Annotated in this window: 15 protein-coding genes; 12 read left to right on the top strand and 3 right to left on the bottom strand. The window is 70.2% G+C overall.

All coding sequences use genetic code 11. From position 1 onward, the window contains the following. Positions 1–145 precede the first annotated feature (145 nt). Positions 146–1,120 carry a ferritin-like domain-containing protein gene (locus WMF12_RS04880; RefSeq protein WP_437867134.1) on the top strand — a complete coding sequence of 325 codons (975 nt, stop codon included), beginning with the start codon at positions 146–148 and terminating at the stop codon, positions 1,118–1,120. Then, positions 1,093–2,007, top strand: a complete 915-nt coding sequence (locus WMF12_RS04875) for a hypothetical protein (RefSeq protein ID WP_437867125.1) — start codon at positions 1,093–1,095, stop codon at positions 2,005–2,007. Before WMF12_RS04880 ends, WMF12_RS04875 begins: the two co-directional genes overlap by 28 nt. A gap of 181 nt (positions 2,008–2,188) precedes the next feature. On the opposite strand, the gene WMF12_RS04870 is transcribed toward WMF12_RS04875, so the two are convergent. After that, on the bottom strand, positions 2,189–2,821 hold the full coding sequence (locus WMF12_RS04870; protein WP_437867118.1) for an RNA polymerase sigma factor: 633 nt from the start codon (positions 2,819–2,821) through the stop codon (positions 2,189–2,191). 146 nt (positions 2,822–2,967) lie between these two features. Between WMF12_RS04870 and WMF12_RS04865 the strand changes: the two genes are divergently transcribed. Then, positions 2,968–3,225: a hypothetical protein gene (locus WMF12_RS04865; protein WP_437867110.1), complete on the top strand. Its 258-nt coding sequence runs from the start codon at positions 2,968–2,970 to the stop codon at positions 3,223–3,225. A gap of 399 nt (positions 3,226–3,624) precedes the next feature. Further along, positions 3,625–3,855, top strand: coding sequence for a hypothetical protein (locus tag WMF12_RS04860; RefSeq protein ID WP_437867105.1), 231 nt, complete (start codon positions 3,625–3,627; stop codon positions 3,853–3,855). On the opposite strand, the gene WMF12_RS04855 is transcribed toward WMF12_RS04860, so the two are convergent. Next, positions 3,839–4,927, bottom strand: coding sequence for an RNA polymerase sigma factor (locus tag WMF12_RS04855; protein ID WP_437867101.1), 1,089 nt, complete (start codon positions 4,925–4,927; stop codon positions 3,839–3,841). The two genes, WMF12_RS04860 and WMF12_RS04855, sit on opposite strands and share 17 nt — an antisense overlap. A gap of 227 nt (positions 4,928–5,154) precedes the next feature. Here WMF12_RS04855 and WMF12_RS04850 point away from each other — a divergent pair, with 227 nt between their 5' ends. The 8 genes from WMF12_RS04850 (at position 5,155) to WMF12_RS04815 (ending at position 14,290) form a co-directional block, all read left to right on the top strand. Next, positions 5,155–6,267 carry a hypothetical protein gene (locus tag WMF12_RS04850; protein WP_437867092.1) on the top strand — a complete coding sequence of 371 codons (1,113 nt, stop codon included), beginning with the start codon at positions 5,155–5,157 and terminating at the stop codon, positions 6,265–6,267. Positions 6,268–6,281: 14 nt separating this feature from the next. Beyond that, positions 6,282–7,901 carry a hypothetical protein gene (locus tag WMF12_RS04845; protein WP_437867087.1) on the top strand — a complete coding sequence of 540 codons (1,620 nt, stop codon included), beginning with the start codon at positions 6,282–6,284 and terminating at the stop codon, positions 7,899–7,901. A 37-nt stretch (positions 7,902–7,938) separates the two neighbouring features. Next, complete coding sequence (locus tag WMF12_RS04840; protein ID WP_437867083.1) at positions 7,939–9,465, top strand: hypothetical protein; 1,527 nt, start codon at positions 7,939–7,941, stop codon at positions 9,463–9,465. 154 nt (positions 9,466–9,619) lie between these two features. Further along, positions 9,620–10,216, top strand: coding sequence for a hypothetical protein (locus WMF12_RS04835; RefSeq protein ID WP_437867078.1), 597 nt, complete (start codon positions 9,620–9,622; stop codon positions 10,214–10,216). 12 nt (positions 10,217–10,228) lie between these two features. Beyond that, positions 10,229–10,795, top strand: coding sequence for a sterol desaturase family protein (locus WMF12_RS04830; protein WP_437867072.1), 567 nt, complete (start codon positions 10,229–10,231; stop codon positions 10,793–10,795). Continuing rightward, positions 10,792–11,547, top strand: coding sequence for a sterol desaturase family protein (locus tag WMF12_RS04825; RefSeq protein WP_437867050.1), 756 nt, complete (start codon positions 10,792–10,794; stop codon positions 11,545–11,547). Before WMF12_RS04830 ends, WMF12_RS04825 begins: the two co-directional genes overlap by 4 nt. A gap of 216 nt (positions 11,548–11,763) precedes the next feature. Then, on the top strand, positions 11,764–12,396 hold the full coding sequence (locus tag WMF12_RS04820; protein WP_437867029.1) for a hypothetical protein: 633 nt from the start codon (positions 11,764–11,766) through the stop codon (positions 12,394–12,396). 190 nt (positions 12,397–12,586) lie between these two features. After that, the gene (locus WMF12_RS04815; RefSeq protein ID WP_437867024.1) at positions 12,587–14,290 is read left to right on the top strand and encodes a DNRLRE domain-containing protein; all 1,704 of its coding nucleotides are present in this window, start codon (positions 12,587–12,589) and stop codon (positions 14,288–14,290) included. Here WMF12_RS04815 and WMF12_RS04810 read toward each other — a convergent pair. Next, the gene (locus tag WMF12_RS04810; RefSeq protein WP_437867016.1) at positions 14,271–14,570 is read right to left on the bottom strand and encodes a hypothetical protein; all 300 of its coding nucleotides are present in this window, start codon (positions 14,568–14,570) and stop codon (positions 14,271–14,273) included. The genes WMF12_RS04815 and WMF12_RS04810 overlap by 20 nt on opposite strands. Between the last annotated feature and the right edge of the window lie 62 nt (positions 14,571–14,632).

Raw genomic sequence — 14,632 nt, 5'->3', positions numbered from 1 at the left:
ACGAAGGCGGGAAGGCCGGAATAAAATTCAACGATAGTCCATATTTAACGCCTCCATGGGGGCGCTCTCCTGGCGGATGCCACGGCGTTCCGCCGGCGACGTCGAGCTGTGGTAGGGAGCGGCGTCCCCCCTGCCCCGCCGTGCCATGATGTCTCCCGCCACGCCGCCCAGCGACCCGCCTCCGCCCCCGCCCGGCACCGTCGAGCGCTGGGCCTGGGATTACGTCCTCTCGACCGACCTCGAGCACAAGCTCTCTCCGCCGCCCGTGCCCTCTCTCTGGGAGTCGGATGCCACGCTGTCGGCGTCGGGCGCCGCGCCGGCCCCGCCGCGGCGTCTCGAGCGACCTGGACGGCCCGCCGTGCTGCGCATCTCGGAGCGCGCGCAGAAGAGCCCGGGGCCCGAGGCGCTGCGCAACCCGGCGCGCCGCGCGCAGCTCTTCCACGCGTTCCTGCACCACGAGCTCCAGGCGGCGGAGCTCATGGCCTGGGCGCTGCTCGCCTTCCCCGAGACGCCGCGCGCCTTCCGCGGCGGCCTCGTCCGGATTGCCCTCGACGAGGTGCGCCACATGCGGCTCTACGCCGCGTACCTCGCCGCGATCGGCCACCGCTTCGGCGACTTCCCGGTGCGCGACTGGTTCTGGACGCGGGTGCCGGCCGCCGCGTCGCCCGCGCAGTTCGTGGCCGTGATGGGCATGGGCCTCGAGGGGGGCAACCTCGACCACACGGCGCGCTTCGCCGAGCGCTTCCGCGCCATCGGCGACGTCGAGGGCGCCGCGCTCACGGAGCGGGTCTGCGCGGAGGAGATCCCGCACGTGCGCTTCGGAGTCCGCTGGTTCCGCCGCTTCACGCAGGCGAGCGGGAGCGCTGGCCAGGCGGCGATTCCCACGTCGCTCGGCGGCGCTCCGGCTGGCGCGGGTGAAGCCGCGCCGCACGGGCCGGATGACGTCGCGCCGCATGGGCCGAGCGATTTCGAGGCGTGGGTGCGCCACATCCCGCCGCCCCTCTCGCCGCTGCTCATGCGGGGCGAGCCGATGAACCGCCGCGACCGCGGCCGCTCCGGGCTCTCCGAGCCGTTCCTCGACGCGCTGGCCTCATGGACCGAGCGAGCGCCTGGGTCCTGAACTTCGACGCCGACGAGGAGCTGGCGCGCCCCGCGGGGTACACCCCGCGCGCCGCGGTCGCCGGCCGGGCTCCCGAGCTCGCCGGCCGGGTCTCGGCCCTGCTGCGCCCCGGCGACGTCGTGCTCAGCCCCGAGCTCCCCTCGCCCCTCGTGCCGCCGGCGCCTCCTGGAACGCCGCTCGTCGGCCGCGCGTGGTGCCCCACGCCCCGCGCCCTTCGCCTCCTCGGCCGCGCCGGCGTCGCGCTCGCGGAGGCGCCGCCGCTCGAGGTGCTCCGGCGCGTCAACCACCGGAGGTTCTGCGCGGACCTCGGCCAGACGCTGCCCGGCGCGCGCTACGTCGCCTCCCTGGCCGAGCTCGAGGCCGCGATCGCGGAGCCCACGCCGACGGGCCACTGGCTGCTCAAGCGGCCGTTCGGGTTCGCCGGGCGCGGCCGGCGCCGGGTCGCCCGCGGCGCGCTGCCGCCCGATGCGCGGCCCTGGGCCGCCGCGTCGCTCGATCCCGCGTCGCCGGACAGCGGCCTCCAGGTCGAGCCCTGGGTCGAGCGCCGCGGCGACTTCTCGCTGCACGGGCACGTCGCCCGCGGCGGCGCGGTGCGCCTCGGCGACCCGTGTGTCCAGCGCTGCGACGCGAACGGGGCGTACCTCGGGGCCGCCCTGGCCGGCGAGGGCGACCTCGGCGGCGGCGAGCGCCGGGGGCTCGTCGAGGCCGCGCTCGAGGCGGGGCAGGCGCTCGCCGGCGCGGGCTATTTCGGGCCGTTCGGGATCGACGCCTTCCGCTGGGAGGACGAACACGGCGAGTTGCGCTGGAACCCCCGGTGCGAGATCAACGCGCGCTACACGATGGCGTGGGCCATCGGCATGGGCAGCGCGCGGCCTGATCTGGAGTGACCGAGGTCGTCCCCTCGGGCGGCGAGCGCGACTGCGGGCAGCGGCGCCCTGCGATCGCCGAGGTGAACCGTCGCCTCGCCGCGAGCCGAGATCCAGGTCGACGACGACCACCGCAGAGCCGGATCTTCGGGCGCTCACGTAGTGCGCTCGGCAACAAGGCGTCCGCTACCAAAGCAAGACGTCAGCCCTCACGGCTCGGCTCCCGAAGCGGTGACATGCTCGCCAACATGCCCCTGATGGCGGGCAGCGTCGGGGCATCGTTCAAGCGCAGCACCCTCCGGAGCTGGTCTCTTCCGCGCGCCAGGCGCTCCTGGATCGTATTGGGATTCTGACCGAGCTCGGCCGCAATCTCCTCTGCGGTGAGCCCCAAAGCGAAGTCCGTCACGACGTCGCGCAGCGCGGGATCGATCCGTTCCAGGTTGCGGAGGCTGAGCCGCGCCTCCACGCGCCCAGACGGCGGCGGCATAAGGTCATCGATCGCCGAATGCGCATACGAATCGCGGCCTTTCTGCCACCGATTCTGGAACTCCCTGTAGTGCGTCGTATGGTGCCACACGACGACATCCAGCCAGCGTCTTGTCGCCTGCTTCATCGACAGGTGCTTGCGCGCGGGGACCCCTCCTGCCTCGACTGTCCTCCATACCGAGAGCAGGATATCCTGCATCACATCGTCTCGGTCACACGCTGGAACCTGGAGCCGGCGCAGCCTGTCCCTGATCATGGAACTTTGCTGCACGATGGCATCGAATGTAACGCGCACCTCGGGGCGCATGCCCGCGTCCACCGCATCCGAGTCACGGGTGCGTTCACCCATGGTTTCCCACTCCCGGAAGTGTGGTGTTCAGCGGAGAGCGCTCTGCTTCCTCCCAATCCGACGCGCCGGCGGAGCTCGCCCCCGCTTCCTCACGCTGTAGCGGGAAGCTCGCCGACGTCCCAGCTCGGCGGACGACCTCTTCCCCCGTGGCGGAGCGGACAGGGAGCGGCGACCGAAGCCGCGGCAGCGGTGGCGGCGGGAGCTTCGCCCGCGGGCTCCTGGCCGCGAGTTCGGGAGACGGCACCACGGGCGGAGGAACGTCGGGCGCGCGAGGAGGCATCGTGGGCGGAGGCGGCGGCACCGAGCTCGGCGCCGGTGACAACGCGGGACGCGCCGAGCTCTCGCGCCTGGTGACGGGCTCGCCGACCTGGATGACCACGGTCTCCTCTGCGTGCGTCCGGTAGTCGTCGTGCAGCCGCCACAGGCGCTCCCAGTACCGAGCGGGCGCGCCTGTGAAGTCCTCCAGCTGCCGGGCAAGGCCGGGGGTCATGGGAAGGTCGTTCCTTAGCAACTGCTCCACCTCCCTCGGCGACAGCCCCGTGCTCTCGGCCAGCTTTCTCCTCCACGAAGGGTTCGTCGCGCAGAACGACTCGAGGACCCTGCCTGGCCCGGGAATGGGGCGCGCGCGGACGTTTGTCAGCTCTGCGAGCGCCGCATCGACGTGACAGTCCAGCAGGCGCCGGTATCGATCCCGCTCCCCTGCAGCCTGATCCCTCGCATCGGTGAGGGCTGCCTCTTCGTCATCATGCGCGTGCTCGCGCGCCTCGCGAAGCCCGCGCTCGCGTCCCAGCGCTTCACGCGCGGTGACCGCGAAGCCGATCGCGACGCAGGCTATCATCGCGAGCCCGAGCGGCGAAATGAGCCACATCGCACTGAGCACATCCTCCATCGTAGTCATCGCGTTTCGTTTCCTGGACGTGACCGTTCTTGTCGGGAACAAGGCGGATCGTAGCCTTGTGCTGTCCGAAGACATCACCAGCGTCACCGCCTGCTTGCTGTCACAGGACAGCCGAGGGCTCAGCGCAGCTGTCTGAGAAGTGCCTCGCGCTCGGCGGCGAGCAGCCCATCGGGGAACTCCCGCGCGTGGGCATTCAGCAGCTGGAGCGCCTCGACGTCGGCCATGGCGTTGCCGGCCTCGACAGCCCTCCGGGCCTGGTTGATCAGGCTCCTCTCGTGCTCGCTGACGGTCGGTCGAACCGCCCTCGCCGGAGACACGTGCCGGCCGTTGGTCCTCGTTGAGAGAGCGGGCGTGCTGCTCACCGCTGCCTGCGCGCGTGCGCTTCCTTGATCCCTGACCGACGAGATCTCGTGCGCGATCGGCGCGGCGGGAGCCACGGCGCCGTGCGCGCCGTCTCGCGCAGGGGGCGCCGCAGCGTCCTGCGCTGCGGGCGGGGTGACAGGGACGCCGACCGCCGCCGCCCCGAGCCACGATTCCAGATCGGCCAAGGGCGGCACAGCGGAGACGATCGCGCCGGTCAGCAGAACGAGCGCGCACTGAACGATGATCCTCACGCCCAGGTGGCGCAGCGAGGCCACCCACGACGCGTGACGGCGGAAACCCAGCGCGAGCGACAGGAAGGCGCGCTCGTCCCTTCCCTGCGAGCGCTCCTGCGCCTGCCACCGCTCCCGCTGCACCCGGAGCGCCTTGTGCGCCCGCCAGTGCCGCGTCCTCACCGTGGCCAGCGGGAGTCCCTGCTCGGCGGCGATCTCGGCGAGCGGGACCTCCTGGAGATCGTGCTTGATCACCAGATCCCGGTACTTGGGATCGAGCTGGTTTATCAGCTCCCGCGTGAACTCTTCCTGCTGCCGTCTCCGGAGCAGCTCTTCCGGCGTGGGGCACTCGTCCCGGATCTCGCACTCATCGAACGACGTCAGCACCTCGCCGCGGCAGCGCGCGTCACGGACATGGTTGCGCGCCTGGTTGATGGCGATCGTGACGCGGTACGGGGCCGGGTCTCCCCCCGGGTCGAGCCGCTTGTCGGCCTCCAGCCCCCGCAGCAGCGCTTCCTGGGCGACATCCTCGGCGTTTCGCGCCGGCACCCCGTGGCGCCGCGCGAGCCGCCGGAAGAGATCGAAGCCGGGGGAGACGGTCGCTGGCTTGTCCACGGTACGCAGCACACTTGAGCCGGTCGAAACGCTTCACGGAAATGATCCGGCGAGCAACTTTGGTCGGACAATATGCTCTATAGTAGGACAATTAATCACATTCACCCAGGCCTGGCGGACGGCTGAGCTCATTCCACCAACCGACCGAAAATTCTCACAAAAACGGACCAAAATCTGGCGATTTCTGTCGGTTGACGCCAAGCGGACGGCATCACTAGCGTGGCTGGATGCGTTGCATCGCGCATTCGCTCTCGATCTTTCTTGCGCTCGGGGTCGCGACAGGCCTCACGCGCTCGGCCAGCGCGGACGACATTCAAGCGAAGGCGAAACCGAGCGGCAGCTCCTCGGTGAAGGACCATGTTCGCCGCGGTCAGAGAGCGCGCAATGCCGGGCTGTGGGTCGAGGCGCACGCCGCCTACAAGGCTGCTCTCGAGGCCGCGGACCCCGCGACCAGCACCGAGCGAGAGCGCGCGGAGCTCGCCGGTGAGCTCGGCCTTTGCGAGGTCGCGCTGCGCAGGTATCGCGACGCGGCCGAGCACCTCTCCAGGAGCCTGGAACAGCGCGAGACGCTGCCGGACGCGCTCCGGCGGCGATTCGAGGCAGGACAGCGCGAGGCAGCGAAGCACATAGCGACGCTCGTGCTCGGGGTCGATCCGCCCGACGCCGAGGTGTTCATCGACGGCGAGCGCATTGGCGAGATTGCACGGACCTACACGCGCTTCTTCGAGCCGGGCAAACACATGGTGCGGGCCCGCGCACCGGGCCGTGAGGACGCGCTCCATTCGTTCCTCGCCGTGGCAGGCGCGGAGCACGAGATCACGATGCAGCTGCCCCGCACTGCGGCGAGCAGCGCCAGGGAGACCGCGCCAGGATCACCGAAGGAGGCACCGCAGGCGCTGAGCTCTTCGCCCGCTGTGCGGGACCGCCCGCACAGCCCCTCTATATCCTGGCCTGGCCCCCTGCGCATCACCGGTATCGGGTTGACCGTGGCGACAGGCTCGCTCGGTGCGGTCTTCATGGTTCGCGCGATGACTGCTGACGGAGATCTGGACGAGCGGAACGCGAAGCTTGATGCCGCCGGCGTTTCTCAAGGGGTGTGTCGGGAAGCGACGAGACCCTCCGCGTGCTCCGAGCTGAAGGGTCTCCGACAAGAGCGAGATCTCTTCGCCGGGCTCGGCACGGCGATGGTGGTGACGAGCGGTGTCGTGGGCGCTGCGACCCTGGCTTCGTTCTTCACGGACTTCTCTTTTCTACAGGCTGAACCGACCAGAGCTCGACTCGCGCTGGTGCCGACAGTCACGCCGGCGCAGGCCGGTCTCGTGGCGTACGGCGCGTGGTGATCAGGACCAAGGACATGCCTCTTCTCGAACCGAAACGAATGCGGCTGCTCCTCACCGCAGGCACCCTCTCCATGGTCGGCGTAGGCGGCCTCTCCGGGTGCACTTACGACGATAGCTGCTACGACGAACGCCTTTGCCTCACGCCACCGAAGTCGCTCTGTGACGGCGATCCAGCCGCGGCGATGGCGCTCGACGAATGCGGGGTGTTCGTCAGCGAGCAGGGCGACGACAACAGCGCCGGTACGAAGGGCGCGCCGGTGAAGACCTTGCAACATGCGATCGGCCTCGCCGCACACGGGCGAGGCCCCGGCGAGCCGCCGACCCGGCGCGTGTACGCGTGCGGTGGGTTGTTCGAGGAGAAGGTCGCGCTGCCCTCGGGGGTCGACCTCTGGGGCGGGCGTCTCTGCGATGACGGCGACGATTGGTCGTACGAGGGGTCGTTCGGCGGGCCGGATCACCCGACGATCATCGCTCCGCCAGTGGGGATCCCGCTGCGGGTGATCACGGGCGAAGAAGGCGACACAACGTCGATGATCTTCGGCGTGCGCGTCAAGGCGGCGGATGCGTCCGCGGACGATGGCAAGTCGTCGATCGCGATGATCCTGAGCCCCGGGGCCAGGGCGATCGTGCGGGAGAGCGACATCCTCGCAGGTGATGGCAAGAACGGAGAGCCGGGCAAGGACGCGCCGAGCTTCCGCGCGAGCGCCGGCGTGGTCGGGAACAACGGCGTGGATGCCTGCACCGCGGACGTGGCACCGGGCGCCCTTCCGGTCGTGACCGCGTGTGACGATGGCATCGAGTCGAGGGGTGGCTACGGGGGCGACGGCGGTCTCGATACGGGCGGCGATGGTGTTTCAGGGCTGCCGGAGCCGGTCGGCAATCCGCCCAACCTCGGCCGGGGCGGCTCCGGCGCGTCCGGCATGCCGTGCAAGCCGGGGGACGACGGAGCAGACGGCGCCGATGCACAGCGAGCTGCTGGAGCGGCGGGTGCTGGCCTCCTGGACGTCTACGGCTGGGTCGGCGTCCGCGGGGAGGATGGGAAGAAGGGCAGCGTCGCTCAGGGCGGCGGCGGGGGTGGCGGCGGCAAAGGGCGCGACGACATGACCGCGTGTCCGACCGGTCGGCCCCGGGGCGGTGCGGCCGGCGGATCGGGGGGCAGCGGCGGCTGCGGGGGCAAAGGGGGCAAGGGCGGCGACTACGGCGGCGCGAGCATCGCGATCGTGGCCTTGCAAGGGAGCGCCATCACGGTCGAGGCCGGCAGCAAGGTCCTCGGGGGCAAGGGCGGCGATGGCGGGGTCGGCGGAACGGGCCAGTGGGGAGGCTTAGGCTCTGCCGGCGGCAATGGTGGACGCCCTGGTCCGACCATCACGTCACGAGGGTGCATCGGCGGCTTTGGCGGCAACGGCGGCCGCGGGAGCGATGGGGGCGGCGGTCTCGGGGGCCACTCGCTCGGCATCGGCTCCCTGGGCGCGTCCGTGGCCATCTCGGAGAAGGCGACGGTCTTGCCCGGAGAAGCCGGCAAGGGGGGGCTCGGTGGCAATGCAGCCCAGGAAAGCAACGCCGGCCAGGGGAACGATGGGACTGCGTTGTTCTGGTTCAGGTTCGACGAGCAAGCTCCGGAACCGCCTCGATGAACCGCCCTGTGTTGGCGGCGCACTTCAGGACACGCACATGAGAAAGACCACCGCTGCAACCTTCGTCTTCCTGTTGTCGCCGTGGGCCACCGGCTGCGGAACTGTGCCCGACGTGAACGACCCTGGCGTGACGCCTTGCGAAGGCACCTCGTGCGAGGACGAGCCGCCCCCGGAGTCGGTCTGCGCCGAGCACGTCGCCGCTGATATCCTCGACGACGGCTGCGGCGTGTTCGTCGCCGGAGCCTACGGCTTTGGCGACGACGGGAACCCCGGCACGAAGGCAAAGCCGGTGTTCACCGTCGAGCACGCCGTCGAGCTCGCGCGCACGAGACGAGGGCGCGTGTTCATCTGCAACGACGGATTCGTGGTGAGTCAGATCAGGGTGCCCTCCGGCGTGGATCTCCTCGGGGGCTTCGACTGCCGGAAATGGATCCGCAGCGACCTGCCCAAACGGTCCTCGTTTTATCACGAGCGGATCCGCGGTCCCATGGTGATCGTCGAACCCTCGACCCCCGAGGACAAGGGGGCCGCGGACGGGGTATCGACGCTCGCCGACCTCTATGTCCAGAGCTGGGGACCGATCGGCGTGCTCGCTCAGTCGAACACGGTGGTGGAGATCCTGCGGAGCGAGATCTTCGCCAACGGAGGAGAGGGAGGCATCGATGGCGAGCCGTGGCCGACCAAGCAACCGGCCGCACCGGATGGCAACTTCGGTGGGGACGCGTGCTCGGCGGCCGTCGTCGCAGGCGGCGCTGCCGTCGTGAACCGGTGCGAGAACGGGCTCACGAGCGTTGGCGGCAAGGGAGGAGATGGGCTGCCCGACAGCGCCGAGGATGGCGGAGGCGGGGAGCCCGTCTACACTTCGCCCTCGCACGGCGGTATCGGGGAGCGGGACAACATGCGTTGCTCCAATGGATCCGTTGGGGGCCCGGGGGCTCCGGGAACACAGGGCGCACCGGGCACGGGCATCGGGCGCCTCACGGACACAGGATGGGAGGGCGGCACGGGGGGCGAGGGCACCTGGGGCACGCCGGGCCAGGGCGGCGGCGGCGGTGGCGGTCGCTGGGGTGGGATCGCTCTGTGCGGCGTGGCCTCCAAAGGAGGCGCAGGCGGAGGCTCGGGCGGGGCCGGCGGTTGCGGAGGCCGCGGGGGCCGCGGGGGAGCGAACGGGCAGCCGTCCATCGGCGTCCTCGCGGGTCACGCCCGGGTGACGGTGCGCGACACCAAGATCACGACGTCCCGCGCCGGCTCGGGCGGAGACGGCGGGCCACCCCAGAAAGGCGGCTGGGGCGGCCGAGGCGTGCATGGCGGAGCGCTGGGGGATGGATTCTACTCCTGTCTCGGCGGCCATGGCGGCGATGGTGGGCCCGGCGGCTACGGCGGCCCGGGGCGCGGCGGCGACTCCATCGGCGTCGCCTACCTCGACGAGGACCAGCTCACGCTCGAGAACGTCATCATCGAGACTGGACCGCCGGGCCCAGGTGGCACCAGCTGGAACTACGATGCCACGACAACGACGGGGCAAAGTGGTGAGGCGCACCAGACGCTTCGCTTCCCCGAATAAAGTCATGTCCTGGGAGAACGCACGGATCTCCACGACGGCTACGAGGAAGCGCCAGGATCCGAGTCCACGGGCCAACCCGCCACGAAGCTGAAGTCTCCGACACGGGCGACGATCTGCGCGCCAGATCCAGCGCGCTCCGTGGTAGCATCTCATCATGGCCGAGCTCATGCCGACGCCGGACGCCGCGCTGTCGCATCGCCTCGGAGCGCGTTCGGCGCTCGGGGCACGCGCGCAGGAGCTCTTCGAGGAGCTCTCCCCCTACCGCGGCGACGGGCTGCGCAACCACTGTCTTCGCGTATTCCACTTCACGATGCTGCTCCTCGAGCGCCGCCGCCAGAAGGCCGATCCCGACCTGCTCCACGCGCTGGCGATGGTTCATGATCTCGGGCTGCTGTGCCCGGGCGAGCGGGGCGGAGACTACATGCAGCGCAGCCGCTCGCTGTTCCACCGCGCCTTCGCCGCGAAGTCGTTCGAGCTCTCCCCGCATGACCTGCGCGTGGCCGACGAGTGCCTCCTCTACAACCATCGCCTCCGCCCGACGCCGGCGTCATGCCCTGAATCGACGGCGTTCCGGCAGTCGGTGTGGATGGACCACTCCCTCGGTGTGCGCCGCTACGACCTCGACGCCGCCTCGGTGCGCGACGGCTTCGCGCGTTATCCGCGGGGCGACTTCAACGCGGTCCTCCTCGACTTCGCCCGGCGCGTCCTGACGCGCGAGCCCTGGACCCTCGTCGACGGCATCTTCATGTGAGGGCCAGGCCGCATGTCGACCCTGCGTGGCGCCATGTTCCGGGACCCCGCCGACGCGCGGCGGCTCGCCGTCGTCGCGGCAGCCGAGGTGATCCTCCTCGGGATCGGCGTGTGGAGCGGAGGCGGCGCCCTCGCCGGAGCGCTCTTCTGGGCGGCTGGCCTCGCGGGATGGACCTTGATCGAGTACCTGCTCCACCGCTTCCTCTTCCACCTGCCGGCGGAGCACCCGCTCGCCTTCCTCGGCGCCCGTATCCACCTGGCGCACCACGAGGCCCCTGACCAGACGCCGATCGTCAAACCCCCCGCCGCCACGCTCGGGGCCTTCTCCGCAGGCTTCTTCGTGACCGCGGGGGCCGCGGGGGTCTCTCGCGCCGCGCCGCTCTGGGCCGGGCTCGTCGCCGGCTATCTTCTTTATGAGCTCTCCCATCTCGCGGCGCACCTGCTGGGCGACGCGGAGCACCCTCTTCCAGCGCAGCGCCGCCATCACCTCCGGCACCACGCCGCGCCGCGCGCGCGCTTCGGGGTGAGCTCCGCGCTCTGGGACCGGGCGTTCGACACCGGGCGCGAGGCAGGCCAGTGAGCGCGTCTGACCAGAATGGCTCGCCCGACCCCGCCCCGCTCGACGACTCGGGCCGGGCCGAGCTGCGGCGGCGCCGGGTCATGTCGATGCCGCGGTGGTACTCTCCCTGGCTCCACCTCGCCAGCACGGTCGGCCTCGGGTGTGGGCTCGCGGCGCTCTCGCTCACGCGGTTGCATGGCCTGCGGGGCTGGGAGCTCGCCGCGATTCCGCTTTTCTTCGTCTTTTGCAATGCCGTCGAGTGGCGGGCGCATCGGGGTCTGCTTCACCGGAGGCGGCGCTTCCTCGAGGCGTTCTACGACCGGCACACGCCGGTGCACCACCGCGTGTTCGTCGAGCGCGACATGGCGATCCGCACACCGCGTGAGCTCGGCTTCGTGCTGATCCCGTCGTACGGCATCGCGGGTGTCTTCGCGCTGACGCTCCCGATCGCGCTCGCCCTCAGCGCGGCCGGTCAAGGCAACCTCGCATCGCTCTTCGTAGCGACGTGCATGGCGTACATGGTGCTGTACGAGTGTCTCCATCTCTCGTACCACCTCCCGCCGGACGGTAGGATAGGCCGCAGCCGCGTCGTGGCACGGCTCCGGCGCCACCACGGCGCGCACCACCGGCCGTCGTTGATGCGACAGTGGAATTTCAACGTCACCTTCCCGCTCTGGGATCTGGTTCGCGGGACCTACTACCGCGGCGACGCCACGGACGCGACGACCCGGGATCTGCGTTCCAGATCAGCGCTCGAGCGTCTCGAACGGTGATGTCAGCGCCCGGGAACCGCCGGGCGGATCCGACGGCCGAGCGCCGCGCCCTCGCCGACACAGACTTGTTGCACACTGGCCCGTCCAGCTCCTTTACGTTCCCGCCCGCCGAACGACACGGGCCATCCAGGATCGTCCGATGGCCACGTGAGAGGAGGGAGCGGCATGGATCTTCCAACGTGCATGGCGGTGCGACGTGCGGTGAGGCATCGCGCGGTGCGACGGGGCACCAGCGCGACGACGAGCGTGGGGCTCGGGGCGTTCGGCGCGCTCGTGGCGCTCGTCGCGGCGTGCGGGGACGGCGGCGACGACGGAACGGGCGCGGCCCGAGGGCCCTGCGGCGGCGTGTTCTGCGCCGCGGATCAGTACTGCAACTACCCGCCAGGCGACTGCGGAGAGGGCGGCGTCGTCCCGGGGAATTACGGCATCTGCCAGGAGCGGCCCACGTCGTGCGACACCGCCACGCCGCGCGAGGTCTGCGCCTGCGACGGGCGCCCCTATGCCAACGCCTGTGAGGCCGCGCGGGCCGGCGTGAGCGTCGGCAACGGCGAGGAGTGCGCGGGCGCAGCGCCGCCGGGGACGTTCGCCTGCGGAAGCTACTTCTGCCGATCGGACGGCGAGTACTGCCAGACCATCGAGGATCAGCACGACGAGCTGTTCCGGCTGCCGCCGCAGAGCTCCTGCAAAGCGGTCGCCGTCGCCTGCGCGCCGGAGCCCTCCTGCGCCTGCCTGATCGAGGTGGTCAAGCCGGCTGGCAGCAGCGACAAAAGGGAGTGCACCACCGCACCGACCTGCACGCAGGACGCATCAGGCAATTTCGCCCTCCGGTGCGCCGGCGATCTCTACTGAGCTGCCATCGCGAGCGGCGGGATCTGCTGAGCCTGCGAGGCACGGCGCCAGGCAAACGCTCAGTCGACCGTACCAAGATGGAACACGATCTTCATGGAATTGTATCCAATAACGGAACAACACTTCCATTAACCTGCCCGTGCCTCGCTCACACCTACGTTCGAGATCAGGAGAAAGGGTAGACAGACTCATGCAGAATTCGCGCACGCGAGAGGACGCAGGCACACACGAACACCGAGAGACGGGCTGGTCGAGACGATCGAAGGGCGCCCTCTGCGCCGCCCTGCCGGCGCTCGCGGTCATCCATGCCTGCGGCGCAAATGACGAGTACATCGAGGAGGTCCTGGAGACGCGGCAGGCGCTGACCACGGTCTCCTTCCAGCAGGGGTCGCTCCCGAGCTCGTCGTACGCCGGCTCGACCGACGCGACCCTCCGGCAGGCCGCCGCCACCACGAACTACGGCGGAGCCACCACGTGCGAGGCCGACGGCGACGACGGCTCGGGCGTGGACAAATCTTGCCTGCTGAAATGGACCCTCTCCGGCATCCCCGCGGGGAGCATCGTCCAGTCGGCGTCAATCACCCTCCAGGTGACGGACGGCTCCGCGAACACGTACAGCGTCTACGAGGTGAAGCGCTCGTGGAGCGAGTCGCAGGTCACCTGGAACAACGCGACGTCCACGACGGCGTGGGCCACCGCGGGCGCGATGGGCTCGACCGATCGCGGAAGCCTCGTGGGCAGCGTCACCGGCAGCGCCGGCGCCAGGACGATCACGCTGAACGCGGCCGGCGTGGCGCTCGTCCAGGCGTGGATCGACGGGACCTCCAACGACGGCCTCCTCATCGCGAGCGCGTCGAACACCGATGGCATCGACTTCGCGTCCTCGGAGCACGCCACCGTGGCGCAGCGGCCCAAGCTCACGATCACGTATGGCCCGCCCGGCGGCGGCGCGGGCACGCCGACCGATCCGGATCTCCTGATCGCCTTCATCGGCGATCAGGGCGCGAACGGCAACTCGGACGCGGTGCTCAACCTGATCAAGAACGAGGGCGCCGCGGCCACCATCCACAACGGTGACTTCGACTACGCGAACAACCCGACCGCGTGGGACAACCGGATCAACGGCATCCTCGGCGCGAACTATCCTTACTTCGCGATCATCGGCAACCACGACGCCGCGGCCTGGGGCGGCGCGAGCGGCTACGCCAGCAAGATCCAGGCTCGCCACGCGGCCGTGCCGTCGATGAACTGTACCGGCGAGCTCGGCGTCAAGTCGACGTGCAACTTCCGTGGGCTGCACATCATCCAGTCCTGCGTCGGGACGAGCGAGCTCCGCTCGACCTGCGCCGCCAACGCGGCCGACCAGGTGGACTTCATCCGCGACTCGCTCGCCGCCGACAACTCGATCTGGTCCATCTGCAACTGGCACAAGAACCAGAACGACATGCAGGTCGGCACCAAGGGCAACGAGGTCGGCTGGAGCGCGTACCAGGAGTGCATGAACGCCGGCGCCATCGTCTCGACCGGCCACGAGCACTCCTACTCGCGCACGCTGACCCTGACCGACGTCGGCAACGCCGCGACCGGCCACGGCAAGACCGGCGCCTACGACCTCGTGGAGCTCGGCCCGAGCCGCAACTTCGTGTTCGTCTCCGGCCTCGCCGGCGTCGGCATCCGCGACTACGACGCGGCCAGCCACGACGACGACACGTGGTGGGCCTCCTACTACGCCAGCAACAAGTGGAAGAAGAACAACGTGGTCATGTCGGGCACCGCCGCCTATGGCGCCCTGTTCATCCGCTTCCACGTCGGCGGGGATCCGAAGCGCGCGACGGCGTACTTCAAGGACGTGAACGGCCGCCTCGCGGACGAGTTCACGATCCAGGTCCAGTAAACCCGGGCGGCCCCCGGCGAACCTGCGGGATCCGTGGGTTCCGCCGGGCAACAGCCTGCACCTCGCAGCCGGGCGGGGCAGACAGCCCGATCAGCGAGAAGAACGTGCCGAACGTGTTGTCCTCGAAGCAGCTGTCGTGCGTGTCCGGCACGGTGAGCAGCGTCAGGTCGCTCGCCGTCAGCGTCGCGCCGGAGGCGTGGGCCCGCGCAGAGACGAGGCATGCGGCAGCTCCCCCCGATGCCGCACACAGCACGACGAGCACGGCGCGATTGCAGTCCATGGAACTCCCCTCTGCGATCCCGACGATCCGCGGCATGCAGTTGCCCGCTCTGCGTCCACGAC

It is taken from the genome of Sorangium sp. So ce363, from assembly GCF_051520435.1.
In the GTDB taxonomy this organism is placed as follows: domain Bacteria; phylum Myxococcota_A; class Polyangia; order Polyangiales; family Polyangiaceae; genus Sorangium; species Sorangium cellulosum_B.
The sequence above is the reverse complement of the archived record's forward strand: the minus strand, read 5'-3'. Positions and strand labels throughout refer to the sequence as shown.

Excerpts from the sequence above, each read along its gene's own strand:
- WMF12_RS04840 (WP_437867083.1), top strand. The coding sequence starts at position 7,939 with ATGAGAAAGACCACCGCTGCAACCTTCGTCTTCCTGTTGTCGCCGTGG.
- WMF12_RS04875 (WP_437867125.1), top strand. The coding sequence starts at position 1,093 with ATGGACCGAGCGAGCGCCTGGGTCCTGAACTTCGACGCCGACGAGGAG.
- WMF12_RS04870 (WP_437867118.1), bottom strand. The coding sequence starts at position 2,821 with ATGGGTGAACGCACCCGTGACTCGGATGCGGTGGACGCGGGCATGCGC.
- WMF12_RS04850 (WP_437867092.1), top strand. The coding sequence starts at position 5,155 with ATGCGTTGCATCGCGCATTCGCTCTCGATCTTTCTTGCGCTCGGGGTC.
- WMF12_RS04815 (WP_437867024.1), top strand. The coding sequence starts at position 12,587 with ATGCAGAATTCGCGCACGCGAGAGGACGCAGGCACACACGAACACCGA.
- WMF12_RS04810 (WP_437867016.1), bottom strand. The coding sequence starts at position 14,570 with ATGGACTGCAATCGCGCCGTGCTCGTCGTGCTGTGTGCGGCATCGGGG.
- WMF12_RS04845 (WP_437867087.1), top strand. The coding sequence starts at position 6,282 with ATGCCTCTTCTCGAACCGAAACGAATGCGGCTGCTCCTCACCGCAGGC.
- WMF12_RS04830 (WP_437867072.1), top strand. The coding sequence starts at position 10,229 with ATGTCGACCCTGCGTGGCGCCATGTTCCGGGACCCCGCCGACGCGCGG.
- WMF12_RS04835 (WP_437867078.1), top strand. The coding sequence starts at position 9,620 with ATGGCCGAGCTCATGCCGACGCCGGACGCCGCGCTGTCGCATCGCCTC.
- WMF12_RS04880 (WP_437867134.1), top strand. The coding sequence starts at position 146 with ATGATGTCTCCCGCCACGCCGCCCAGCGACCCGCCTCCGCCCCCGCCC.